Genomic DNA, 24475 nt, shown 5'->3' with positions numbered 1-24475 from the left:
CGGGCCTTGACTTCCCGGTCAAACTTTCCGACCTTTGGGGCATCATGATGTCGACGATTTCTTCCTATCACTGCTTCCGGGTGTGCCCGATCGCAGGAACCTGACCCCAGCCCGGATGCTTGCGCTCTCCGGGTAAGGGGAGCCTTTCGCGTCGGCAGAAGAAATTTTAGACGCGGCTGAACGAGCGCCGAATTCCCAGAAAATTGATTCCGAGTGCGCCCGTGGGCGCCACGGCCGAACACGGCAGGTCACATCATGGCGGCATCCCGCAAGAAACTTCCCCCCATCATCATCAATGCCGACGATCACAAGCGGCTGACGGCGCTGGCGTCCTCCGCGCTCGACCGCGTGCCCGACGTGGCCGAAGCGCTGCTCTCAGAGCTCGACCGCGCCCGCATTGGCGCGCCAGAGGCGCTGCCTGCCGACAGCGTGCAGATGGGCTCCAGCGTTGCCTTCGAGGCGGACAACGGCTTTGCCAAGCAGGTGACGCTCGTCTACCCCGGCGAGGCCGATATCGAGACCGGACGCATCTCGGTGCTGACGCCTGTTGGAGCAGCCCTGATCGGTCTTTCCGTCGGCCAGTCGATCGACTGGCAGGACCGGTCGGGCAAGGTCCACCGCATGACCATTCGCAGCGTGACGCCCCAAGCAATTCCAGGAAAAGTGTGAAACGGTTTCCATCCGGAATCGCGTATTCTCTGAAGGCAGGCCGGCGGCGTGGGCGCTACGTGCCGCCAAACGAAAACGGGGAGGCCGGTCTTCACCGCCTCCCCGTTTCCCTAGTCAACGTTCGATCGATCAGAACTGCTTGCCGAGCTTTGCGTCGACCGACTGGCTGTTAGCGCCACGGATGGCGAAGAAGAACAGGATCGCTGCCCAGAGGATGGATTTCTCCGCGCCGAAGAGACCCTCGCCCTGCACGATGCCGTGGAAGTAGACTGTGACAAGCAGAACGATCATGCCGGCGAAAGCAGCCGGGCGCGTCAGCAGGCCGATCGCGATCAGGATGCCGCCGAAGAATTCGGTCGCAGCCAGCAGCGGTGACCAGAAGACACCGGGATAAAAGCCGAGGCCTTCAACCATGCCGATCGCGCCGAAGGGATCGGTGATCTTGCCGAAGCCGTGGACCGCGAGCAGGGCACCCGCCAGAACACGCAGCAGCGTCTCGGCTGATGTATCCAGCGGCAGATAAATTTTTTCCAGCGCCGGCAGGATGGTACGCGGGCGGGAACTGGAAGCGGTGACGTCGGTCATGAATGGCCTCTCCGGCGGTTGGGGTGCGACAATTTGTGCAATGCCGCATTGTCTCGCCGCGACGGCAGCGCAAAGCAAGCTATCCCCCGATAAAAACATGACTATATTTGTTGACAATTATGTGAGCAGGACGTGAGCATCTGAGGCGGAGCGACGCAGTTGTTTCCACCTGGCGCCGCCGGTATGGTCGCCGCCCCGACACACGTCAGAGACCAGGCCGATGGATCCGAAACCGCGTATCACCATCCTCTATTGCACCCAATGCAACTGGCTGCTGCGCGCCGGCTGGATGGCACAGGAACTGCTGCAGACCTTCGGGCAATCGCTCGGCGAAGTGGCGCTCATTCCCGGCACCGGCGGCAATTTCGAGATCCGCGTCGATGACGCGCTCGTCTGGGAACGCAAGCGCGACGGCGGCTTCCCCGGTCCCAAGGAACTGAAACAGCGCATCCGCGACATCATCGATCCGGAGCGCGATCTCGGCCATACGGACAGGAGCTGATCCTGGATTTCGGAATTCTTGCCGGCGTCTTTTCCGCTGCGTTCCTGTCGGCGACGCTGCTCTTTGGCATGTCGGAGGCTGCAGTCGTTGCTGCCGCCTTGCATGGAGAAACAAGCCGCCCTGCCCTGTTCGTTGCGGCAACGCTCGGCAACGTGCTCGGCGCCGTCGTCAACTTCGCGCTGGGGCGCTTCCTGATCCGCTTCGAAGGTCGACGCTGGTTTCCGGTTTCTCCGGCAAGCCGACAGAAGGCGGAGGCGCTCTTTGCCCGCTACGGCCAGCCGGTGCTGCTGCTTTCCTGGCTGCCCGTCATCGGCGACCCGCTGACGCTGGTCGCCGGCCTGTTGCGCATGAAGCTGCCGCTATTCCTGCTGTTCGTCGCCATCGGCAAGGCGGCACGTTATGCCGTCGTCCTGTACCTGACGCCCTGACGCCAAGCAAAGCGATCAGACGTTGCGATCACGGCTCAGCTGTGAGCGAAGATATCCGTCTCGTCCCAGCCCAGCAGATCAAGCTTGGAGCGCGTAGGCAGGAAGGCAAAGCAGGCGTCGGCATGCTCCATGCGGCCGTCGCGAAGCAGGCGGGCCGTCAGCTTGTCGCGCAGCGCATGCAGGTGCAGTACATCGGAAGCCGCATATTCGAGCTGCGCCGGCGAGAGGATGTCCGCCGCCCAATCGGACGACTGCTGCTGCTTGGAAATGTCGACGTCGAGCATTTCCTTGAGATTGTCCTTGAGGCCGTGGCGGTCGGTATAGGTCCGGGTCAGCCGCGAGGCGATCTTGGTGCAGAAAACCGGCGTCGTCGTCACTCCGAACGTGTGGAAGAGCACGGCGATATCGAAGCGGCCGAAGTGGAAAATCTTCTGGCGGGCCGGATCGGCGAGCATGGCGACGAGGTTCGGCGCTTGCCTCTGGCCGGCGGCGATGCGGATGACGTCGGCGGTGCCGTCGCCCGGCGAAAGCTGTACGACACAGAGACGGTCACGGCGGGGGATGAGACCAAGCGTTTCAGTGTCGATGGCGATCGCACCGGTATAGCGCGCAGCATCGGCTGCGGAAATGTCGCCTTCATGGACCCTTATTGCATTCGCCATCGAAAATCCCCAGATCAAACGAAGTGGTGTGGCCTATAGCGCAAGTTTGGCGCCGGCGATACCGTTACCGTATCCCGCCAGACGGTCGCCCGTTCGAAAGTCCTGACAATGACGTCTTTTCGCTCCGCTCTCGCCCTTTCGGCCCTCGCGCTGACTTTGGGGCTCTCCATCGTCCCGGCAACGGCACAGACCTACCGGGACCTGCCCGGCGTGCGCCAGATGGATCCGCTGAATGGCGGCGGAGACCATACCGTCTGCGAACAGACCTTCGTCGACCGCAACTATCCGTTCGAATCGACGGCCCGCGGCGGCCCCGTCTACGACACGATCTACAATTGCCGCCGCGGTGATGGACCGGTCTTCCAGGGCAGCGACCTGCCGCCGTCGCTCTATCGCCAGAAACGCGGCCTCGGCTATTGAAGCAGGCGTGCCTCGGCGCCCGTCGCGTTGCTCGCAAGCTTGCCTCCTCGACGACCACGCCGCTTGGCAAGGCGGGGATTTCTTCCTAGCCTGACGGTACGGAAGCGGGACTGCCTCCGCCTACAGCACTTTGAATTGCTGCATGTTTTCATCCTTGAATCGGTTACGATCAAAGGAAACATGCAGTGGGAGGAACCATGCCCGATATTATGGCCAACAATCGGCCGCTTGCCATCAGCGCGCCCGCTCCACGCACGCTTGACCTGATCTTCACGCCGCAGGCGCTGAAGGACCTGCACCAGCGTTACCGGATCGTCGAAGCCGAACCGGACGATATCGCCGGGCTTAGCGACGATATCCTGTCCGAAGCGCGCTACATCATCGGCCAGCCGCCGCTCGATCATGCAACGCTCCAGCGCATGGGACAACTCCGGGCGATCCTCAATGTCGAGAGCAACCTGATCAACAACATACCCTACGAGGTGCTGTTTGCGCGCGGCATCCATGTGGTGACCACCGGTCAGGTCTTTGCCGAACCGGTCGCCGAACTCGGCCTTGCCATGGCGCTCAACATCGCCCGCGGCATCGTCGACGCCGACCTTGCCTTCCGCGAAGGCCGTGAACTGTGGGGCGGCGACGGCAACCGATCGGCGCGGCTTCTCGCCGGCGCCGACATCGGCATCATCGGCTTCGGCGATCTCGGCAAGGCGCTGAACCGCGTGCTCTCCGGTTTCCGCGCCAGGATCCGCGTCTTCGATCCCTGGATGCCAGCCTCGATCCTGAGGGACAACGGCGTCGAGCCGGCATCGCTCGATACGGTCCTCGGCGACAGCGACTTCGTCTTCGTCGTCGCATCGGTCACCAGCGAGAACGAAGGCTTCCTCGGCGAAAAGGCCTTTGCCCGCATGCGCCCTGGCGCTGCCTTCATCCTCTTGAGCCGCGCCGGCGTCGTTGATTTCGATGCGCTGATGGCGGCGGTCGCACGCGGCCATATCGTGGCGGCCAGCGACGTCTTTCCGGAAGAGCCGCTACCGCTCGATCATCCGGTTCGCCGCCTGCCAGGTTTCCTGCGCTCCGCCCACCGCGCCGGCGCGCTCGACAGCGCCTTCAAGAAGATGGGCGACATGGTGCTCGAGGACATGGATCTGATGGACCGCAACCTGCCGCCGATGCGCTGCAAGCGGGCCGAGCGGGAAACCGTCGCGCGCATGCGCTCGAAACCGGTGACGGTGAACTGACCCAGCGATTTTTTGAGGCGGGTGTCGGCGGGGCGTGCATCCCGCCGGTTAACGTGTTTTATGGGAATCGCATTTAACTTTCCTTGCACATGCGACCATCCTTGCACGCTAAGGTCGTCGCCAGTTGATCGGTACGGAAGCAGAGAACCGCAATGGCAGACACGGCGTCCGGTGCTCGACAAGGCAGAACACGCGATGGCTGGAACAGCTCGCTGCGGTCGCTGTTCAGCCTGGTCATCGTCACCATGCTGATTGTCGTCTCGGCCACACTCGTCGGGCTCGATTATCATCGCTCGCGCAACGCCGCGATCGCCGACGCCGAGGCCAATATGCGCGGCTTCATGAACCGCCTCGTGGATCGACTGGGCGTGCTCTCGGGCGATACCTCGGCCCTCGTCAACCTCGTTTCCTCGGTCGCCAACTCCTTCCTCGTGCCGCCGCCGGAGCGCATGAACGACAAGGTGGCGGTGCTGCGCGAGGGCATCACCCGCTCGCCGCATATTGACGGGGTCTATGTCGGCTATCCCAACGGTGCTTTCTTTCAGGTGGTCGATCTCAAGCAGGTCGCCTGGCGCATGGCGCTGGACGCGCCACGTGGTGCTGCCATTGCCGTGCGCTCGATGGAAAAGGATGCGAGCGGCAAGTCTCTGCAGCGCGTGCTCTTCCTCGACAAGGACGGCACGCAGTTTTCCGAGCGGCGGCTGCCACCTACCGGCTTCGACCCGCGGACCAGGCCGTGGTATCGCGCGGCGGTCAACGGAAAGGCCGCGGTCTCGACCGGCCCTTATGAAAGTGCCACCACCGAAACGCTGGGCATGACGATCTCGCAAGCGCATCGGGGCAATCCGGAGATCGTCATCGGCGCGGACGTCATTCTCGATACGATCACCGATTTCCTGGCCCGCGAGCGGCTGACGGCCGGGTCCGTCTCCTTCATCCTCGATGCCGTCGGGCGTCCGATCATCCACTCGGACCTGGTGATGATGCGACGCATCATGGCGGCGAAGGACAAGGATAGCCCGATCGTGCAGGCCGAGAGCGATCCCTTGATCCAGAGCATCCGCCTCAATCCGCCTAAGCCCGGCAAGGCCGACTTCGTCGAGGTCGGAGACCGAACCTATCTCGTCATGGTGACGCCGCTCGAATCCGCGCTGCTTCTCTCCGGCAACCGCGCCGTGGTGGCGGCGCCGCTGGACGAACTGATGGCGGAGGCCAACCAGACGCTCGTGCAAGGGCTGGCGATTTCCGGATCGGTCGTGGCGCTCGCGGTGCTCGCTTCGCTGGTGCTTGCGCATTTGATCACCAAGGGGCTCAACCAGCTGACGGCCAGCGCCAACCGGCTGCAGGATCTCGACTTCACGACGCCCATCGACGTCTCGTCGCATGTCAGCGAGATCTCCACGCTCGGCGGGGCCATGAACCGGGCGCGAGACGCGATCTTCACCTTCGCGCTCTATGTGCCCAAGGAACTGGTGCGCAAGGGCATCGAGTCCGGTCAGTTCAGCGGACGCTCCGCCTGGCGACAGGAGGTGACGGCGCTCTTCACCGACATCTACGACTTCACCACGCTCAGCGAAAAATATCCGCCGGAAGATGTAGTGGCGATGCTGTCGGAGTATTTCGACATCTTCAGCGAGACCGTCGGAGAACACGACGGAACGATCATCCAGTTCCTCGGCGATTCGGTGTTCGCGATGTGGAACGCACCGGCGGCGGACGAAAAGCACGCAGAACATGCCTGTCGGTGCGCGCTGGCGGTCGAGGAACGCTTGCGTGTCTTCAACGAGGCGCAGCGTCAAAAGGGTCTTCCGGAGTTCCGCACCCGTTTCGGCATTCATACCGGCACCGCCGTCGTCGGCAATGTCGGCGCGAAGGAGCGACTGCAATATACGGCGATGGGCGATACGGTGAACGTCGCCTCCCGCCTGGAAGGCATGAACAAGAACTACGACACCACGATCATGGCGAGCGGCGCCGTCGTCGCCCATGCCGGCACCGCTATCCGCTTCCGGCCCCTCGGCTCGGCGCAGGCGAAGGGCCGCGCCTCTGCGTTGGAGATCTATGAGGTGCTGGGCGCAGAGCCGGCAGCCGCAGACATGCCGGCAACCAAGCCGGAAGGCACGCAAGGCGGGGAAAGCGTATAGGCGGCCTCAGTGACCAACACTGCGGCGCGATCGGGTGACCCAGCGGATACCGGCGACGACAGCAAAGGCGAGTAGCGGCCAGACGGCCCAGAACACTCCATGCCACGTCAGCACGTTGATCGTCAGGAGCACCAGCCCGGAAAGGGCCAGCACACCGATGCCGCGATCCACCCACGGGTTTGCCTTGAGCCACGCAAGGCCCGACAAAATGCCGAGCCCGAGCAATGGCCAAACGGACCAGAGCACCCCGTTCCAGGTGAGGAGGTTCAGCACGACCAGTCCTGCGGCGATGACGGCGAGCACGGGAAGAGATCCTCGCTTCGCCGCGGCGACCGCCCCGCCGCCCCCCTTTGCCTCAGCCCCTGATCGGCCGCCATTCCCGCTCGCTTGACCAGCGGAACGTCCGAAGCCTTGGATGCCGATTGCCGGGCGGGGATCGGCCGTGCCGATGCGCACGGCGTAGCTCGGAACACCACCATCGATGTTCTTCACCTCCAGCGGCCCCAGAAAATCGAACCCGACGGCGACCTTGTTGCGCACCTGGTCATAGACCGTATTCGAAATGACGATGCCACCGGCGGGTGCTGAAGCCTGCAGGCGCGCCGCGACATTGACGCCATCACCATAGAGGTCGTCGCCCTCGGCGATCACGTCGCCGAGATTGATGCCTATGCGAAACAGCATCTGCTCGTCCGAGGGGCATTTCTCGTTGCGACCGGCCAACTCGTTCTGCACGTCGATCGCCGCGCGCACGGCTTCGACGACGCTCGGAAACTCCGCGATGAGGCCATCGCCCCAGGTGTTGACGACACGGCCCTCATGCGCCTCGATGAGCCGTCCCATGGCATCGCGATAGCGCTTCAACGTGGCGAGCGTGCCCTCCTCGTCGGCACGCATCAGCCGGGTGTAGTCCTGAACATCCGCGGATAGGATAGTCGTCAGCTTGCGACGCGTCTCAGACATCGCCTCGTCCTCGCTCAGTTCCGCCGCCCCGGCGGACGATTGCATGGTGCCGCGTTCGTGCGGTCTGCACGCCACTTCGTTGCGAATAGAATATCAATGCTGCCGGTCAAAGCTTCAAGGCGCGTCGCGCGAAAATAACGGCGACGCGCAACCATATCGACGGAAAGAGCGCGCCGCGCGACAGGAAATCGCCTCGATTTGCGGGCAAACGCCAGAAACGAAAAAACCCCGGCTAACCGGGGTTTTTCAAAACCAAATCAAAGACTTGGTTGGGAATTTGGTGCCCAGAAGAGGACTCGAACCTCCACACCCTTGCGAGTACCAGCACCTGAAGCTGGCGCGTCTACCAATTCCGCCATCTGGGCGACGGGCTGGGGTGTAAAAGGCCCGAGCTGAAGTGTCAACAGGGTTTTTGAAGTTTTCGTGTCGGATTGCAAAAAACTCAGTTCGAAGCGGATTCTGCCCACCGGCGGATTGTGGATAGCCCCCTTGAGAGCAGCGCTTCGGCAGCCTCAGACGACTCCGCCTCGACGTAGCACCGCATCTCCGGCGCATTGCCCGAGGGTCGGAAATGGATGATCCGACCATCATCCAGCGTCACTCTCAGCCCATCGATGTCGCTCACCGCAGCGACGCCGCCGATCGGCGCCAGGAATTCCGCAAGATTTGCCTCGTCTCCGCGCAGATAGGCCATCAGCCGGGCGCTTGTTTCCACCGGGAAATTTTCGAGCCTATCGCTGAGCGCCACAGGCAACCGGTAGGAAGCGGCGAGCGCGGAAAGCGAAAGCTTGGCCTCAGCCGCCGCGGCCAGTGCCGCGACAATCGGCAGAAAGCTATCCCGGGTGGGTAGCGCTTCCAGCGTTGCGCCATTGATCTCAAAGGGGCTCGCGGTCAGCGTACCGCCATTGGCCTCGAAGCCGGCGACCTTCTGCGTACCCTCTTTCAGCGCCTGCTGCATGCCGGCGATCACGAAGGGCGAGCCGACGCGGGTGCGCAGGACGGAAAGCCCTTCCCTGCCCTCAAGGCCGGAATTCGACGTGACCGGAGTGACCGCAAGTCTGGCGCCGAGGAAACCGCAAGCCATCAGGCCCAGCAGGTCACCACGCAGGGGCAGCCCATTTTCGTCGGCGACGAGGGGCCGGTCGCCGTCCCCATCCGCCGACACGATCGCATCGAGGCGATGTTCGCGCGCCCAATCCTGAAGCCGCTCGATCGTCTCCGCCGAAACCGCCTCGGTATCAACAGGAATGAAGTGTTCCGAGCGCCCAAGGGCCACGACATCGGCACCAGAGTGGGTCAGCAGGTCGGCGATCAGGTCGCGGGCGACGGTGCTATGCTGGTAGACACCGACCTTGAGCCCGGACAGCGCCCCGGCCGCCAGCAATTGCCGGTTCCGTTCCATGAAGAGGGCGGCGGCCCTGGCCGCGTGGTCCTCACCGGTTCCGGCATCGGCGACCGGTGCGATCTGGTTTGCAATGCCGTCGGCGATGCGGCTGATCGCCACCTCGTCCGCCTTGTCGATCTCGCCATCCGGGCGATAAAACTTGATGCCGTTGCGATCGGCCGGAATATGGGAGCCGGTGATCATCAAGCCCGCTGCCCCGTTGGCGAGGCCGTAGAGCGCCAGTGCGGGCGTCGGCACCGTGCCGCAGTCAAAAACGCGCAGCCCCTCGCGCGACAGCGCCGCGGCGCAAACGGCCGCGATCTCCGGGCTCGAATCGCGAAAATCGCGGGCGATGAGGATGGGATCGCCAGGCTTGCTGTGCCCGGACTCCACAAGATGCCGGGCGAAGGCCGTCGCATAGCGGGCGGAGGGTTCGCCCTTCAGTTCCTCGGAGAGGCCGCGCAAACCACTGGTGCCAAACTTCAATTGCATCGTGTACCTCGCTGACGACGGGAAGGGACCGGACAAGAACCACAGTGACACGACCGACGGATAGGCGCATCGTACTGAAGAGAGCAACGGGCGGAAATCCAGTGGTTCCCGCAACCACACACAGCGTCCGGCGCCATGAATAAACCAAGAAAAACAAACGTAATACAGGCAGGGACACAAACGGAAGGCATGGCCTTCTGAAAGTGAGGATAAAATGACGGGATTTCGCAATTTCGTTATCGGCTGCAGCTTGGCCGCCACCTCCCTGATCACCCCCATCGGACCTGTCGAGGCAATGCCGATCCAGGCGCCCGATCTCCAGATCAAGGCACAGGGCGACGTCCAGAATGTGCAGTATTACCACCGGCGCTACGGCGGATATGGCGGGTACGGCTGGCGTCGCGGATGGGGTCCAGGATGGGGAGGAGGGCCTTACTACCGGCGAGGATGGGGTGGCCCATATTATGGTGGTTCGGGCCTGAGCTTCTACTTCGGCTCCGGCGGCTATTATGGCGGCGGCTACGGCAGCTACTATGGCGGTGGATACTATCCCCGTTACTATGGCGGCTACTATCCGCGTCGCTACTACGGTAACCGCTATTACGGTAATAGCTACTACGGTAATAACTACTATTATCGGGACCAGTATGTTCGCGGCGGCTCACATGTGAGCTGGTGCATGTCGCGCTACCGCTCCTACAATCCGGCGACCAACCGGTTCCTAAGCTACGGTGGTGCCTACAGGGTCTGCTACTCGCCTTACCGATAGGCGAGACTGACGCGCCGCCGCGCAAAGGCGATGCTGCCTCACGCATTTCTCCGTGCGCAATCGCGGAGCAGATGGCTTCGTCTGCCCGATCGGTCCCGATTTGTGGGAAACGTCGGTTAAGCCGGCATTAACCGCGACGACCTACCTTTTCGGAAAGCTCCACGATGCTGTCCGGGGATCATACATGCTGCTTCCGACCCAGCAATCGACCGCCACCGCAACGACCAGCCTGGTCGGCTCGATCCTCAAGGACATCGAAAAGCGGCAGGCGGAAGAAGAAGAAAAGGCCAAGGGCACCAAGGACGACAAGGTCCTGAAGGCGCAGGTCCAGTCCGACGATGCCCGTAGGGCGGCCAACGACAAGATCAACGCGCACTTCTTCGATCGCACCCAGAACGACCCCAACAGCAATCGCGCGGCTCTCGTTCGCCAAGTCGGAGCGTTCTTCGACCTCGACCGCGAGACGTTCACATCCGACGCCGCCTTCGCCAGAGCGCTCGAGAACCAGATCAAGGATCTGGATCCGAGCGATATCGCCAAGGTCGAGGAGCAGCTTGGGCTGGATAGACTCGGCCTCTCCCTCACCGAACTGGCTGAGGCACTCAAGAATCCGGGCGGGCGGGAAAACGAGACACTGAAGGCAGCGCTTGGAGAGACGAGCGGCAAGAGTTCTCAAAGCCAGGCACAGGCTGCCAAGGCGGTGGATCGGCTGAAGAGCACAGCGGAATCCGGTTGGCTCGAGGAAGCCCAAGTCGACAGCTTGCGCAGCGATCCCACGCGCAGAACCGACAAGCAGTCGCTGGTCGAACAAAACGAGCAGCTTCGTGCGCTCCAACTCAAGGACGAGATGGAAAATGTCGCCGAGCGCCGCGAAGCCGAGCTGCAAAACCTGGTCCGTTTCGACGAGAACGGCCTGTACAGCCTGACGGCGCAAAGCTTCTGATCATTTCCTCCGCACGATACCGAGCCTTGCCATGACCTCCTTGGGAATGCAGTAGCGGCGAACGGCATCGCGACTGTCACGCAGCCCGCAGATCTCGCGCTGGATGAAAAACGCCCAGACGGCATCGGCTGCTTCATCGAGAAGCCGCTCGCGCAAATCCGGGGCCGCCTCCGCCTTCAGTTCCGACAGTGCGGCAAGCGCCTTTTCCACCTTCAGCCCATGCCGGCCGAGCGCATCGGCCCGCTCGGACATGAGTTCATATTCGAGCACGTTGAAGGCGCCGGTGGTCGAGAAGGTCGGGCTCAGGGCTTTTGGGGGACGAACGCTCATCCGAAACTCCTCAGAAGTCCTGAAGATGGCGCTGTCGAAGCCCGCAGGCAAGGGCGGGCGGCTGCCGCAGCGATCGAAACTTGGTTAAGATTTCATAAACCTCTTTCACCTAGCCTCAGTGATCATGCCGATTCCCTTATCCGCGACCTGGTCGCGGCTGTCCGGCCATTGGACCCCTGCATGTTTCTTTAAAAAACATGCAGCAACTCAAAGTGCTACAGCGACCTTTGCGCGTCTCATAGACCCGCGGCGCTGTAGACGCGCATGAGGCGCCAACCCGTAAGTGACAAAGAAAACAGTTCGCACGCGAGCCGGAAATCGGTCCGTGTCCAAGCGTGCACTCGCGTTTCGTCGGTCAACGACGATTGGTCAACCTGAGGTCAAGCGAGATGGAGACCAGAATGCTGATACCCATCCAGACGGCCCGAGCCGCGGCCGCTACCGCAGAAGACACGAACACCAAAGCGCAGCAGCCGGCAGCGCTGTTGCCCGCCGGCCAACGCGGCGAAGCCATTCAAAAGATCCTGGACGCCCTGACCCGACACCTCTCGGGCCGGGAAATCCTCTCCAAGGACGCTTTGGTGCGGCTGATGGAGGATCTGGCGCGCATCCTGAAGTTCCCACCCCTGCCTCAGGAAGGCGGGCGCGATTTCGTTCGGCGCCTGGTGGCCTTCCTCGAAACGATGCCTGCATCCGATCGGCTGTTGCTCGAGCGCCAGCTCGGCGGGCGCAGCCTCGCCGTCCGGGTCGGCCTGCTTGCCGAACTGCCCGCGATCCGCAATGGCACGAGTGCCCCGAGCAGCACCGTCACTCCGATGCCCACTCAAGCGCGCGACGTCATCCTGCGTAACCCCTCTCTCCAGCCGGCAATGCCTTTCAACCCGGTTGCTGCGCGTACCCCGGTTGCCGGCGAAGTCGCGCTGCTGCAGGCGGTGCTGCGCAAGACCTTTGGGGTCGGCAACGACACCGACGCGCTCGAACCGCGGGGTGATGACCTGGACCAGGCCGGAACGACAGAGGCGCCCTCAAAAGCCCGAAACGCCGCACCGGAGCGAAGCGAAACGCGTGCGAGCACAGGCAAGCCCACGCCACAGGAAAGCACGCCGGTCGAAACCGCCGCCGCCCTGCTGGCAGGCGAAGGCGAAGTCGAGGAAGCGCCGCAAACGGCCCTCGGGCCTGAGCCTGAGGAAACCGGGCCGCCGCCCGATGGCGGGCATGCCGAAACCGAGGTCCCGGCCAGCGAGAGCACGGCGGCGCCGGCCGAAGCCGACGCGACTGCCGAAACCGCTGAGGACGCCGACCCCGATGGCACCTATGGCCCAATGCCTGATGCGGAGGAGAAGGACGCCAAGACAGCAACGGCGACCGGCCGCGGCAATCCTGAGGCCCGGCCGGTGCGGGTGCTCTTCGAGGCGATCAAGACGCTCATTCGCGACAGCGTAACCCTGCCCGGAAGCGCGGCCGGCGCCGAGACCAAGCCGGCGGCTGAGCACGCCAATGGTACCGACGCGCCGGCGCCGGTCCCGTCAAAAGAAACCGTCACACTGGTGCGCGCAAACGACGCCGCGGCGCGCCAGCGCGAGGCCCCGGACGGCGGCAACGCCCTGCCGTCCTTGCTCGACGACCGGGCCGAGGACACGAAGGCTGCCCAGCGCCTGCCTGTGGACATGCGGCCGCAGCGCGCAACCGATGAACAGACGATGCAGCAGGTCATCGCCAGGCTGGTCGAAAACGGCCTGCCGCGCGAAGCCATTCCCTTTGCCATGATCCCCTACCCGCCGGCCGCCAACGACACGGCGGAGACCGAAAATCTCAGCCACGAAATGCCTGGCGGATCGGAAGATGAAGCATCGGACGAAGAGCAGGGCGCAGAAGAAGGCGACGGCCACGATCAAGGGGATGGAGCAGAGCCAACGGACGAAGCCATGCTCGAGGGCGAGACGCCGGAAGCACCCGACGCCTATGATCTTTATCGCAGGCTCGGCGGCCTCGGCTGAGGGCGCGACCCGAGCAAGAATTCGGCCAAAGAAAAACCCGCGGAGATCGCTCTCCGCGGGTTTTTCAGTTCAGGTGTCAGGCAACGATTACTCGTTGTTCTGGCGGTTCTTCAGAGCCGCACCAAGGATGTCGCCGAGCGAAGCGCCCGAGTCGGACGAACCGAACTGAGCAACGGCTTCCTTCTCTTCAGCGATTTCCAGAGCCTTGATCGACAGCTGGATCTTGCGGTCCTTCTTGGAGAAGTTGGTGACGCGGGCGTCGACAACCTGACCAACCGAGAAACGCTCCGGACGCTGTTCGTCGCGGTCGCGCGCGAGGTCAGCGCGGCGGATGAACGAGGTGATGTCTTCGTGGTTGACGAGCTTCACTTCGATGCCACCATCGTTGATCGCGATGATTTCGGCCGAAACAACGGCGTTCTTGCGCAGTTCGCCGGAAGCAGCGGCGTCGCCGACTGCATCCTTGCCGAGCTGCTTGATGCCGAGCGAGATGCGCTCCTTGTCGACGTCGACGTCGAGAACAACGGCGCGAACAACGTCGCCCTTGTTGAACTCTTCGATGACCTGCTCGCCCGGACGGTTCCAGTCGAGGTCGGAAAGGTGCACCATGCCGTCAACATCGCCGTCGAGGCCGATGAACAGGCCGAATTCGGTCTTGTTCTTGACTTCGCCTTCGACTTCGGTGCCAGCCGGATGGCTATGCGCGAATGCCTGCCACGGGTTCTCGAGCGTCTGCTTGAGGCCGAGCGAGATGCGACGCTTGGTCGGATCGACTTCGAGAACGACAACGTCGACTTCCTGGCTCGTGGACAGGATCTTGCCGGGGTGTACGTTCTTCTTGGTCCAGGACATTTCGGAGATGTGGATCAGGCCTTCGATGCCCGGCTCCAGCTCGACGAACGCACCGTAGTCGGTGATGTTCGTGACGGTACCGGAGATCTTCTTGCCGACCGGGTACTTCGCACCGATGCCATCCCACGGATCCGACTCGAGCTGCTTCATGCCGAGCGAGATGCGGTGGGTTTCCTGGTTGATGCGGATGATCTGAACCTTGACCTGCTGGCCAATGTTCAGGATCTCCGACGGATGGTTCACGCGACGCCATGCCATGTCGGTGACATGGAGCAGACCGTCGATGCCGCCGAGGTCGACGAACGCACCGTAGTCGGTGATGTTCTTGACGACGCCTTCGACAACCTGGCCTTCTTCAAGGTTCTGAACGATTTCAGAACGCTGTTCGGCGCGGGACTCTTCCAGAACCGTACGACGCGATACGACGATGTTGCCACGGCGCTTGTCCATCTTGAGGATTTCGAAGGGCTGCGGGTTGTGCATCAGCGGGGTGACGTCGCGGATCGGACGGATGTCGACCTGCGAGCGCGGAAGGAAGGCAACGGCGCCGTCGAGATCGACGGTGAAGCCACCCTTGACCTGATTGAAGATGATGCCTTCGACGCGTTCGCCGGCTTCGAACTTCACTTCCAGGCGCATCCAGCTTTCTTCGCGGCGAGCCTTCTCGCGCGACAGAACAGCTTCGCCGAGCGCGTTTTCGATGCGCTCAACGTAGACTTCGACTTCGTCGCCGACCTTGAGCGAGCCGTCCTTGGCCTTCGCGCCGAATTCCTTCAGAGCGATGCGGCCTTCGACCTTCAGACCGACGTCGACAACGGCGACGTCCTTTTCGATGGCCGTAACGATGCCCTTGGCAACATAGCCTTCGGCGAGATCGGTCTTCGCGAAGGATTCTTCGAGAAGAGCGGCGAAATCGTCACGGGTAGGATTGGTAGCAGACATGGAATCTCCTGCATGCATCTCATTCGAGACGCACATGCGCCGGGGGCTGGTGTTGAACAGGCCTGAACCCAGTCCGCCCCATCGAAGGGGCAATCCGGCGCGTGGACGGAATTTCAGGCTATGCAAGAAGAGCGTTTCAAACGAGGGTTGTGAAAGGGCTCTTCTTCAGATCTTCTTGATCAGGGCCGCATCGATCAAAGTCTTCGCGGCCTGAAACGCCGCCTCTATACTCATTTCAGACGTATCAAGCAAGTGCGCGTCTTCGGCCGGCCGCAAAGGACTGTCGGCGCGGCCCATATCGCGCTCGTCGCGCTTCTTCACATCCTCGAATATCGCCGCATAGTCGGCCGGCTGACCGCTGCCGATGATCTCGTCGTAACGGCGTCTCGCCCGTACTTCCGGCGACGCAGTGACATAGAGTTTTACCGGCGCACCCGGGCAGACAACCGTGCCGATGTCGCGTCCGTCGAGCACCGTTCCGGGCTCGCGCAGCGAAAAGGCGCGCTGCGCCTCGACCAGTGCCCGGCGCACCGCCGGCATGACGGCGATCTTCGATGCCGCCTCGCCGATCGCGTGGGCGGAAAGCACCGACCGATCAAGCCCGGCGAGCTCGACCTCGCGCGCCATCTTCTCGGCGACCGCCTCGTCATCGAGCGGCAGCCCGCTATCCAGCAGCGCCTTGGCGGTGGCACGATAGGTCAGCCCCGTATCGAGATGATGAAAGCCGTATTCCTCGGCGATCCGGCGCGAGAGCGTGCCCTTGCCGGCCGCTGCCGGCCCGTCGATGGCGATGGTGATCATAAGTTTCCTGCAATCGATGTTGTTACTGGCCTGTAACTGAAAGCGATGCTGGCTTCCATGCTTGAACAGCGACTATCTTAATCCACACAATCAAAGAAGCATCCTCCGCCGACGAACCTGAGCGGATATCGGCCGGTTCGCCCGTCGGCTTCACGCGATCCTCGCCCCGAGCCCCGCCATCAGATCAATGTACCCCGGAAAGCTCGTCGCAATCATCGTCGAGTCATCCACCTTGACGGGGTGCTCCGCGGCAAGACCCAGGACAAGGAAGCTCATGGCGATACGGTGGTCGAGATGGGTCTTCACCACTCCGCCTGAGGCATTTCCGAGGCCCTTGCCGCCGCGGCGACCGCGCACGACGAGCGAGGATCTGCCCTCCTCGCAGTCGACACCGTTGAGCTTCAGGCCCGCGGCGATGGCGGCGAGGCGATCGGACTCCTTCACGCGCAGCTCATCGAGACCATGCATGATGGTCGCGCCTTCGGCAAAGGCGGCGGCGATGGCGAGAATGGGATACTCATCGATCATCGAGGCGGCACGCTCTTCGGGGACCGTAACGCCTTTCAGTTCGGAATGGCGTACCCTCAGATCCGCCACGTCTTCTCCGCCGACCTGCCCGATGTCGATCACCTCGATGTCGCCGCCCATCTCCTGCAAGGTCAGGATCAGCCCCGTACGGGTCGGGTTCATCAGCACGTTCCGGATGGTGATGTCAGAACCCGGAACGACGAGCGCCGCGACCAGCGGGAAAGCCGTCGAGGACGGATCGCCGGGCACATCGATCTCCTGGGCGACGAGCCTGCCGCGGCCTTCGAGCCGGATGGTGCGGACACCGGTGGCATCGGTTTCCACCGAGAGTTCGGCGCCGAATCCGCGCAGCATGCGCTCCGTGTGGTCACGGGTGATCGCCGGTTCGATGACGGTGGTGATACCGGGCGCATTGAGACCGGCGAAGAGCACCGCCGATTTCACCTGGGCGGACGCGACCGGCACGCGGTAGGTGACCGGCGTCGGCGTCTTCGGTCCGCGAAGGGTCACCGGCAGCCGGTCACCCGTAGCAGCCTCTACCTGCACGCCCATCTCACGCAAGGGATCAAGCACGCGCGCCATCGGCCGCCGGCTGAGCGAGGCATCACCGATGAAGGTCGTTTCGAAATCATAGACGCCGACGAGACCCATGATGAGGCGGCAACCGGTGCCGGCGTTGCCGAAATCGAGCGGCGCTTCCGGCGCAAGCAACGCACCATTGCCGACGCCGTTGACGATCCAGGTGTCGCCCTCCTTGCGGATCCTGGCACCTATCGCCTGCATGGCCCGGCCGGTGGCGATCACATCCGCGCCTTGGAGCAGGCCGGTGATACGCGTTTCGCCGGCGGCAAGCCCGCCCAGCATCAGCGACCGATGCGAGATCGACTTGTCGCCGGGAATTCGGACCGTCCCCTTAAGGCCGTCTGATTTGCGGGCGGTGGCAGGGCTTTGGCCCAATCCTTGCGACATGCGGAATCCTCGAAACATGCAAGACAGTGTCGCGCGCTCAAGACGCGCCAAAGTCGCGGCGGCAGCTGAATGACTGACTGTTTTTATCCTTAGACCGGATAGGATTGAAGAAGACAATGCAACTCGTAAGGCGTCTTGCAGGCCGGCCTGCTATCGGCAGCACTCCTGCCACAACCCCTGCTGCATGCTTCCTTGAATCGCGGCGCGCGGCCATGCTTGCGCGCGCCGGAACGCCCGTGACACAGGGCCTTGCAAGTTTTGCCTTTGACAGATGCGGTCAAGATGATTATGGGGACCGGCTAATCATCATAGGCTTGATACCCTTTCCACCCGCCGGTTTTCGGCAAGAGCCGGCTCGGCCGGCCATTCAAGAGGCTTTGACAGTGGCAAAACCGGAACTTGGAACAAAGCGCATCGACCCGGAAACCGGGCGCAAATTCTACGATCTGAACCGTGATCCGATCGTTTCGCCTTACACCGGCAAGTCCTATCCGCTGAACTTCTTCGAAGAAACCTCGGTCGCCAAGGTGCTCGAGAAGGAAGAAGAAGAAGACGTCACGGAAGTCGATGCAGAGAACACCGAAGTCGAACTCGTTTCGCTCGAGGATGCCGATGATGAGGCAGCGGGCGGCGACGACCTGCCGGATCTCGGCGACGACGATGTCGAGATCGACGGTGACGACGACGACACCTTCCTCGAAGCCGACGAAGACGAAGACGACGACGACATGAGCGGCCTCATCGGCGTCTCCGACGACGAAGAAGACGTCTAAGCGCTTCAAATGACATGGGAATGCTCCCGTCCTCGGCCTATAGGGCCCGGACGGGAGAAAATCGGCCCGGACTGGAAATAAATCCACAGGCCACGCATTTTTCGGCTTGCCATCCTCAAAAAGGGGAAGTAATAAGCCGCCACTCGCCGGACACAACAGCCCGACGAATTTCCCGGACCGGCCTAGCCGGAACCCGATATGGGGCTATAGCTCAGCTGGGAGAGCGCTTGCATGGCATGCAAGAGGTCAGCGGTTCGATCCCGCTTAGCTCCACCAAACTTCTTCTTCGATTGATGACCGATGGACCTTCAAGGTCCGTCACTGCTTTCCAATTCGTCCAGCGAATCCAGGATCATCGTCAGTAGCCGGATGATGTCGGCCGACTCGAGCAGGGCGTTGCGGATTTCGCGCTCCGAGCGAGTGGGCACGGAAGCGGCGATGTTCAGCAGGACATTGGTGACATCGGGTGCATCGGTGTTGGGTTCCATGCCGGTCTGTTCGCGCATGCAGCGGATCAGCGCCACTGCGCCTTCGAGCAGCCGTTGTGCCTGCACCGGGGTGAGTTCATGGACCTCATTGGCGGCACGAAACAGCTGGGATCTGAAGCCCGATATCGTGGTCATCTCCCAGATGATACTCCTTTCGGCTTCAAATGAAAGTGGTGCCCGGACCCACCCGTGCAACGTTCGGATGAACAGGCTACGCGAGCGACCTTGCGCGAAGGCGAACAAGGCGACCAAGCTGCACAGTCAACGCATCGGTGCAGCCGGCCCCTCCAGCGCGCGTTTATAATTTGTTAAGCATCGGAACGCAGAAGCTGATGCCATGTTCCTGATCTCGAAAATCTTCTGGCTGGCCGCACAGCCGCTGTCGTTCTCGTTCTTCGCCGCCTTTGCCGGGCTGCTGGCGACGGCGGCGGGCCTGCGCCGCATCGGCGGCTTCCTTGGCGGGCTTGGCGCGCTGGTGCTCTTCATCAGCCTGTTCACCACCGCGGGGCCCTACGCGCTCCAGACGCTCGAAGATCGTTTCACACGCCCCTCGCCATCACCTGCAACGCTCTCCTGCATCATCGTGCTCGGCGGCGCCTTCGAGAACGAGGTGATGGCAGGCCGCGGCGGCATGGAATTCAACCAGGCGGCGGACCGTTTCATCGAGACGGTGGCGCTCGCAAAACGCTACCCCGAGGCGCGTATTCTGGTTTCCGGCGGTGACGGCTCCTTCAGCGGCGCCTATGCCGGCGACGCCGAGGCTTCGCAGGGCTTCCTCGCCGCGTTCGGCGTCGGCGGCGAACGGCTGATTCGCGAAGAACAGTCGCGCACGACGTTCGAGAACGCCCGCAACACCAAGGATCTGCTGGCTGCGAATGGGCTCTCGAATTGCGCACTCGTCACCTCCGCCTTCCATATGCCCCGTTCGGTCGGGCTCTTCCGCGCGCTCGACATCCCGGTCATTCCCTGGCCGACGGATTACCGCACCAGCGGCAAGCTTGGCCTTAGCTTCGACTTCACCCAGCCGTCGCTCAACGCACAATTGACGACGACGGCGGTGCGCGAATGGATCGGCCTCCTCGCCTATCACCTTGCCGGCCGGACACCCTCGATCCTGCCGGCGCCCTGAGAGTTGACGGCGGGGCCCGAGATAGCCCAGCTTCAAAGCGAACCGCCGAATCTTGCCCGGAGCACCCATGCCGATCCTCGAAATTCTCGACTACGCCGGTGTGGCCGTCTTCGCAGCGACCGGAGCGCTGTCGGCGTCACGCAAGCAGCTCGACATCATCGGCTATCTCTTCCTCGCCTCGGTGACCGGGATCGGCGGCGGCACGATGCGCGATGTCGTTTTGGGCGCGACACCGGTCTTCTGGGTCACCAACCCGACCTATCTTCTGGTCTGCGCCACCGTGGCGGTCATCCTCTTCTTCACCGCCCATCTCTTCGGCTCGCGCTACCGGGTGCTCGTCTGGCTCGATGCGATCGGCCTTTCAGCCTATTGCGTCATGGGCGCTGCGAAGGGGTATGCTGCCACCGGCTCGGCGACGGTGGCACTTGTCACCGGCATGCTGACCGCCACCTTCGGCGGGGTCTTACGCGATATGCTCGCCGGCGAGCCTTCCGTGCTTCTGAGGCCGGAAATCTATGTTACGGCGGCGCTCGTCGGCGCCGGCGCCTTCGTGCTTGCAACGGTCGCGGGCCTGCCGCTTGTGGCAACGTCGACACTGGGTGTTCTCTCCGCCTTTGCCGTGCGCGGCGGCGCGCTCAAGTTTGGCTGGACCCTGCCGACGGGCAAGGCGTTGCCGGGTCGCGATCCCGACGACGTGATGTGAAGGCTCACACGCCGACAGACGCAAGATCTGCAATCAATTTATCTTGATGATCGACCTCGGTCGGATCAGCGGCCGTTCTTGCGGCGCAGGCGGATCACCACGTCGACATGCGCAATCTCCATGCCCTCGGGCGGTTCCGGGAGATTGTCGATCTGGATGTTGCTGACGGGGATATCGAGTACCTCGTTCTGGCCCTCGACGAAGAAATGATGGTGATCCGACACGTTGGTGTCGAAATAGGTCTTGGCGCTTTCCACCGCCAGGACACGGATCATGCCGGCCTCGGTGAACTGGTGCAGCGTATTGTAGACGGTTGCGAGCGAAACAGGCACCCCGGCCATGACAGCCTCCTCGTGCAGTTCCTCGACGGTCAGGTGACGGTCACCCTTGGCAAAGATCAGATCGGCGAGGGCAACGCGCTGACGGGTCGGACGCAGGCCTGAGTGACGCAGCCTTTCTTCCGAACTCACTTCTGTTGCTTTCGTCATCAAGGGTCGTTCCATGTATCCCGGCGAAATTCACAATACTTCCGTTGCGATATAACTTTTGCGCCCCGCGCTTTCAATAGATTCTCGGTCAAACATGCGTTGCAAAGCCCGAAAAACCGGTCAAACTCGGGGAAGGCTGGCAATTAACTCTGGTCGCGCCCACATTGATCCTGTAAGCGACGGCGGAACGAAAATGCCATCTGAGGCGGCGGTAACCTGGCCGGAAACGAGAAGGTTCGGGTTCGCCACGCTTCATTTCAAGCCGAACTTGCTCTAAAGCAGATCGGACAACACGTTAAGTCATTCGGGGAAGCATCCATTCATGACCACCAGACAATCCAGCTTCAGCTACGAGGAAATCCTGGCCTGCGGCCGTGGCGAGTTGTTTGGCCCTGGCAACGCGCAGCTGCCGCTGCCGCCGATGCTGATGGTTCATCGCATCACCGAGATTTCCGAAACGGGTGGTGCCTTTGACAAGGGTTATCTGCGCGCCGAATACGACGTGCGCCCCGATGACTGGTATTTTCCCTGCCACTTCCAGGGCAATCCGATCATGCCGGGCTGCCTCGGCCTCGACGGCATGTGGCAATTGACCGGCTTCTACCTGGGCTGGCTCGGCGAGCCTGGCCGCGGCATGGCGCTTTCCACCGGCGAAGTGAAGTTCAAGGGCATGGTTCGTCCCCACACCAAGCTTCTCGAATACGGCATCGACTTCAAGCGCGTCATGCGCGGCCGGCTCGTGCTTGGCACCGCCGACGGCTGGCTGAAGGCCGATGGAGAGACTATCTATCAGGCAACCGACCTGCGCGTCGGTCTGTCCAAGGATAAGGCCGAGTAGTCCAGGCCTGCCTGCACCGAACGAAATAAAGAAAAGGTCAGTATCATGAGACGGGTTGTTGTCACGGGCCTCGGCATCGTTTCCTCGATCGGAAACAACGCGGACGAAGTCACGGCGTCGCTGCGCGATGCAAAGTCGGGCATCACGTTTTCTCCCGATTTCGCGGAGAACGGCTTCAAGTGCCAGGTCTGGGGCGCCCCGTCGCTCGATCCGACCGAGCTCGTCGACCGTCGCGCCATGCGCTTCCTGTCGCAGGGCGGCGCCTGGAACCACGTGGCGATGAAACAGGCAATCGCCGACTCCGGCCTCGAAGAAACCGTCGTTGCCCGCAACGAACGCACCGGCATCATCATGGGCTCGGGCGGTCCGTCCACCCGCACGATCGTCGAAGCGGCCGACATCACCCGCAAGAATGTGAGCCCGAAGCGCATCGGCCCGTTCGCCGTTCCGAAGGCGATGTCGTCCACGGCATCCGCAACGCTCGCCACCTGGTTCCAGATCCACGGCGTCAACTACTCGATCTCCTCGGCCTGCTCGACCTCGGCGCACTGCATCGGCAACGCCGCTGAGATGATCCAGTGGGGCAAGCAGGACGTGATGTTTGCCGGCGGCCATGAAGATCTTGACTGGACGATGTCCAACCTCTTCGACGCCATGGGCGCCATGTCCTCGAAATACAACGAGACGCCGGCGACCGCGTCCCGTGCCTATGACGTCAACCGCGACGGTTTCGTCATTGCCGGCGGTGCCGGCGTTCTCGTTCTCGAAGAACTGGAACACGCCAAGGCCCGCGGTGCGAAGATCTACGCCGAAATCGTCGGCTACGGCGCGACCTCCGACGGCTACGACATGGTGGCTCCCTCGGGCGAAGGCGCAATCCGCTGCATGCGCCAGGCGCTTTCGACGGTGAAGGGCGATGTCGACTACATCAACACGCACGGCACCTCGACGCCGGTTGGCGACAGCAAGGAAATCGGCGCGATCCGCGAAGTGTTCGGCAGCAAGATGCCGCACATCCAGTCGACCAAGTCGCTGACCGGCCACTCGCTGGGTGCTGCCGGCGTGCAGGAATCGATCTACGGCCTCCTGATGATGCAGGCCGGCTTCATCGGCGAAAGCGCGCATATCACCGAACTCGACCCCGAATTCGACGGCGTTCCGATCGTTCGCAAACGCATCGACAATGCCAAGATCGATACGGTTCTGTCGAACTCCTTCGGCTTCGGCGGCACCAATGCGACGCTCGTCTTCCAGCGCTACAACGGATAACACCATGACGGGACTGATGACCGGAAAGCGTGGCCTCATCATGGGTGTGGCCAACAGCCATTCCATTGCCTGGGGCATTTCCAAGGCGCTTGCGGCGCAAGGGGCGGAACTCGCCTTCACCTACCAGGGCGAGGCGCTGGGCAAGCGTGTCAAGCCGCTCGCCGCCGAGCTCGGCTCGGACTTCCTGCTGCCTTGCGATGTCGAAGACATTGCGTCCGTCGATGCCGTGATCGATGCGATCAAGGAACGCTGGGGCAATCTCGACTTCATCGTGCATGCCATCGGCTTTTCGGACAAGAACGAGCTGAAGGGCCTCTATGCCGACACCTCGCGCGACAATTTCAGCCGCACGATGGTGATCTCCTGCTTCTCCTTCACCGAAATCGCCAAGCGTGCTGCCGAGCTGATGAATGATGGCGGCTCGATGCTGACGCTGACCTATGGCGGCTCGATGCGCGTCATGCCGAACTACAACGTCATGGGCGTTGCCAAGGCGGCGCTCGAGGCTTCCGTGCGTTACCTCGCGGCCGACTACGGCGTGCGCGGCATTCGCGTCAACGCGATCTCCGCCGGCCCGATCCGCACCCTTGCCGGCGCCGGTATTTCCGACGCCCGGGCGATGCTCTCCTGGCAGCAGAAGAATTCGCCGCTGCGTCGTACTGTCACCATCGACGACGTCGGCAATTCCGCGCTCTACCTGCTCTCGGACCTGTCGCGCGGCGTCACCGGCGAAATCCACTACGTCGATTCCGGCTACAACATCACCTCGATGCCGGCGCTCGACACGTTGCGGACGGCCGACGTCGAGTAACACCCTCAACCGACCGGAAAACGGAACAAAGCCCGCGGATCGGCCTCGATCCGCGGGCTTTGTCATTCATGAGCCGCTCAGGGAAATAGAAAGAGTGCGAGCACGGCGACGACGATCGCCAGCGCGATGAACCCCGTATGCGTGCGCCGCCCCGGCTCCAGCGGCAGGTGATAGAGGCTCTTCAGGAACGACATGGGTACCTCGGAGGTCGCTCCATGTCCCTCGGCATGCTTTATGTCCTTGGCAACAGCCTCGGCCGCATCCTCGGTCAAAGGCGGCCTGTTCACTCCCCACGTCATGGCACTCATCCTCCGACGAGAAATACCGACGGCGTCATGGTGAGCCCGAACAGGGGCGA

The 24475-nt window shown here is 62.6% G+C and carries 26 protein-coding genes and 2 tRNA genes; 16 read left to right on the top strand and 12 right to left on the bottom strand.

The genetic code is table 11. The features are described from left to right. Positions 1-255 precede the first annotated feature (255 nt). A complete protein-coding gene (gene rnk, locus ASE60_RS00825; RefSeq protein ID WP_057247846.1) occupies positions 256-669 on the top strand; it encodes a nucleoside diphosphate kinase regulator in 414 nt (137 codons plus the stop codon). Positions 670-798: 129 nt separating this feature from the next. Here the strand turns inward: rnk and ASE60_RS00820 are convergent, their stop codons facing one another. Then, complete coding sequence (locus tag ASE60_RS00820) at positions 799-1254, bottom strand: DoxX family protein (RefSeq protein WP_057247845.1); 456 nt, start codon at positions 1252-1254, stop codon at positions 799-801. 220 nt (positions 1255-1474) lie between these two features. Between ASE60_RS00820 and ASE60_RS00815 the strand changes: the two genes are divergently transcribed. Together ASE60_RS00815 and ASE60_RS00810 are read left to right on the top strand one after the other, a co-directional pair. After that, positions 1475-1756: a SelT/SelW/SelH family protein gene (locus ASE60_RS00815; RefSeq protein WP_057247844.1), complete on the top strand. Its 282-nt coding sequence runs from the start codon at positions 1475-1477 to the stop codon at positions 1754-1756. Between the two features lie 68 nt (positions 1757-1824). Beyond that, positions 1825-2184: a YqaA family protein gene (locus ASE60_RS00810; protein ID WP_082615689.1), complete on the top strand. Its 360-nt coding sequence runs from the start codon at positions 1825-1827 to the stop codon at positions 2182-2184. A gap of 35 nt (positions 2185-2219) precedes the next feature. Here the strand turns inward: ASE60_RS00810 and ASE60_RS00805 are convergent, their stop codons facing one another. After that, positions 2220-2846 (bottom strand): ribonuclease D, encoded by a 627-nt coding sequence (locus ASE60_RS00805; RefSeq protein ID WP_057248232.1) that lies wholly within the window; start codon positions 2844-2846, stop codon positions 2220-2222. Between the two features lie 108 nt (positions 2847-2954). On the opposite strand from ASE60_RS00805, the gene ASE60_RS00800 reads away from it, so the two are divergent. The 3 genes from ASE60_RS00800 to ASE60_RS00790 all read left to right on the top strand — a co-directional run bounded on the left by ASE60_RS00800 (position 2955) and on the right by ASE60_RS00790 (position 6648). Continuing rightward, positions 2955-3266, top strand: a complete 312-nt coding sequence (locus tag ASE60_RS00800; RefSeq protein ID WP_057247842.1) for a hypothetical protein — start codon at positions 2955-2957, stop codon at positions 3264-3266. A 197-nt stretch (positions 3267-3463) separates the two neighbouring features. Next, positions 3464-4504, top strand: a complete 1041-nt coding sequence (locus ASE60_RS00795) for a hydroxyacid dehydrogenase (protein ID WP_057247841.1) — start codon at positions 3464-3466, stop codon at positions 4502-4504. A 152-nt stretch (positions 4505-4656) separates the two neighbouring features. Beyond that, a complete protein-coding gene (locus ASE60_RS00790) occupies positions 4657-6648 on the top strand; it encodes an adenylate/guanylate cyclase domain-containing protein (protein ID WP_057247840.1) in 1992 nt (663 codons plus the stop codon). Positions 6649-6654: 6 nt separating this feature from the next. On the opposite strand, the gene ASE60_RS00785 is transcribed toward ASE60_RS00790, so the two are convergent. From ASE60_RS00785 to ASE60_RS00775, 3 genes are all read right to left on the bottom strand, one after another. Then, positions 6655-7611 carry an adenylate/guanylate cyclase domain-containing protein gene (locus ASE60_RS00785; RefSeq protein WP_057248231.1) on the bottom strand — a complete coding sequence of 319 codons (957 nt, stop codon included), beginning with the start codon at positions 7609-7611 and terminating at the stop codon, positions 6655-6657. A gap of 278 nt (positions 7612-7889) precedes the next feature. Further along, positions 7890-7976: transfer RNA gene (locus ASE60_RS00780), tRNA-Leu, on the bottom strand. A 77-nt stretch (positions 7977-8053) separates the two neighbouring features. Continuing rightward, complete coding sequence (locus ASE60_RS00775; protein WP_057247839.1) at positions 8054-9487, bottom strand: phosphomannomutase; 1434 nt, start codon at positions 9485-9487, stop codon at positions 8054-8056. A 214-nt stretch (positions 9488-9701) separates the two neighbouring features. On the opposite strand from ASE60_RS00775, the gene ASE60_RS00770 reads away from it, so the two are divergent. Both ASE60_RS00770 and ASE60_RS00765 read left to right on the top strand, forming a co-directional pair. Next, positions 9702-10256 (top strand): BA14K family protein, encoded by a 555-nt coding sequence (locus ASE60_RS00770; protein WP_057247838.1) that lies wholly within the window; start codon positions 9702-9704, stop codon positions 10254-10256. Between the two features lie 184 nt (positions 10257-10440). Continuing rightward, positions 10441-11199, top strand: a complete 759-nt coding sequence (locus ASE60_RS00765) for a hypothetical protein (protein WP_057247837.1) — start codon at positions 10441-10443, stop codon at positions 11197-11199. On the opposite strand, the gene ASE60_RS00760 is transcribed toward ASE60_RS00765, so the two are convergent. Beyond that, the gene (locus ASE60_RS00760) at positions 11200-11529 is read right to left on the bottom strand and encodes a DUF6665 family protein (protein WP_057247836.1); all 330 of its coding nucleotides are present in this window, start codon (positions 11527-11529) and stop codon (positions 11200-11202) included. It lies immediately after the preceding gene. A gap of 401 nt (positions 11530-11930) precedes the next feature. On the opposite strand from ASE60_RS00760, the gene ASE60_RS00755 reads away from it, so the two are divergent. Further along, on the top strand, positions 11931-13526 hold the full coding sequence (locus ASE60_RS00755; RefSeq protein WP_057247835.1) for a hypothetical protein: 1596 nt from the start codon (positions 11931-11933) through the stop codon (positions 13524-13526). Between the two features lie 87 nt (positions 13527-13613). On the opposite strand, the gene rpsA is transcribed toward ASE60_RS00755, so the two are convergent. The 3 genes from rpsA to aroA all read right to left on the bottom strand — a co-directional run bounded on the left by rpsA (position 13614) and on the right by aroA (position 17618). Further along, complete coding sequence (gene rpsA / locus ASE60_RS00750; protein WP_082615707.1) at positions 13614-15338, bottom strand: 30S ribosomal protein S1; 1725 nt, start codon at positions 15336-15338, stop codon at positions 13614-13616. Between the two features lie 147 nt (positions 15339-15485). After that, complete coding sequence (gene cmk, locus ASE60_RS00745; RefSeq protein WP_057247833.1) at positions 15486-16121, bottom strand: (d)CMP kinase; 636 nt, start codon at positions 16119-16121, stop codon at positions 15486-15488. A 150-nt stretch (positions 16122-16271) separates the two neighbouring features. After that, positions 16272-17618, bottom strand: a complete 1347-nt coding sequence (gene aroA, locus ASE60_RS00740) for a 3-phosphoshikimate 1-carboxyvinyltransferase (protein ID WP_057247832.1) — start codon at positions 17616-17618, stop codon at positions 16272-16274. A 383-nt stretch (positions 17619-18001) separates the two neighbouring features. Here aroA and ASE60_RS00735 point away from each other — a divergent pair, with 383 nt between their 5' ends. Together ASE60_RS00735 and ASE60_RS00730 are read left to right on the top strand one after the other, a co-directional pair. After that, on the top strand, positions 18002-18391 hold the full coding sequence (locus ASE60_RS00735) for a TIGR02300 family protein (protein ID WP_057247831.1): 390 nt from the start codon (positions 18002-18004) through the stop codon (positions 18389-18391). A 200-nt stretch (positions 18392-18591) separates the two neighbouring features. Then, a tRNA-Ala gene (locus ASE60_RS00730) sits at positions 18592-18667 on the top strand. A 32-nt stretch (positions 18668-18699) separates the two neighbouring features. On the opposite strand, the gene ASE60_RS00725 is transcribed toward ASE60_RS00730, so the two are convergent. After that, the gene (locus tag ASE60_RS00725; protein WP_057247830.1) at positions 18700-19014 is read right to left on the bottom strand and encodes a hypothetical protein; all 315 of its coding nucleotides are present in this window, start codon (positions 19012-19014) and stop codon (positions 18700-18702) included. A gap of 202 nt (positions 19015-19216) precedes the next feature. Here ASE60_RS00725 and ASE60_RS00720 point away from each other — a divergent pair, with 202 nt between their 5' ends. Beyond that, a complete protein-coding gene (locus tag ASE60_RS00720) occupies positions 19217-20008 on the top strand; it encodes a YdcF family protein (RefSeq protein WP_057247829.1) in 792 nt (263 codons plus the stop codon). 67 nt (positions 20009-20075) lie between these two features. Beyond that, positions 20076-20711 carry a trimeric intracellular cation channel family protein gene (locus ASE60_RS00715; RefSeq protein ID WP_057247828.1) on the top strand — a complete coding sequence of 212 codons (636 nt, stop codon included), beginning with the start codon at positions 20076-20078 and terminating at the stop codon, positions 20709-20711. A 65-nt stretch (positions 20712-20776) separates the two neighbouring features. On the opposite strand, the gene irrA is transcribed toward ASE60_RS00715, so the two are convergent. Further along, positions 20777-21199, bottom strand: a complete 423-nt coding sequence (gene irrA / locus ASE60_RS00710) for an iron response transcriptional regulator IrrA (RefSeq protein ID WP_057247827.1) — start codon at positions 21197-21199, stop codon at positions 20777-20779. Between the two features lie 322 nt (positions 21200-21521). Here irrA and fabA point away from each other — a divergent pair, with 322 nt between their 5' ends. The 3 genes from fabA to fabI are packed head-to-tail and all read left to right on the top strand — an operon-like array spanning position 21522 to position 24117. Then, positions 21522-22037, top strand: a complete 516-nt coding sequence (gene fabA, locus ASE60_RS00705) for a 3-hydroxyacyl-[acyl-carrier-protein] dehydratase FabA (RefSeq protein WP_029742379.1) — start codon at positions 21522-21524, stop codon at positions 22035-22037. 45 nt (positions 22038-22082) lie between these two features. After that, a complete protein-coding gene (fabB, locus tag ASE60_RS00700) occupies positions 22083-23306 on the top strand; it encodes a beta-ketoacyl-ACP synthase I (protein WP_057247826.1) in 1224 nt (407 codons plus the stop codon). Positions 23307-23310: 4 nt separating this feature from the next. Beyond that, a complete protein-coding gene (gene fabI / locus ASE60_RS00695; RefSeq protein ID WP_057247825.1) occupies positions 23311-24117 on the top strand; it encodes an enoyl-ACP reductase FabI in 807 nt (268 codons plus the stop codon). A gap of 77 nt (positions 24118-24194) precedes the next feature. Here the strand turns inward: fabI and ASE60_RS00690 are convergent, their stop codons facing one another. After that, positions 24195-24416, bottom strand: a complete 222-nt coding sequence (locus ASE60_RS00690; RefSeq protein WP_057247824.1) for a hypothetical protein — start codon at positions 24414-24416, stop codon at positions 24195-24197. Positions 24417-24475 lie beyond the last annotated feature (59 nt).

It is taken from the genome of Ensifer sp. Root278, assembly GCF_001429285.1.
Lineage (GTDB): Bacteria > Pseudomonadota > Alphaproteobacteria > Rhizobiales > Rhizobiaceae > Ensifer.
The sequence above is the reverse complement of the archived record's forward strand: the minus strand, read 5'-3'. Positions and strand labels throughout refer to the sequence as shown.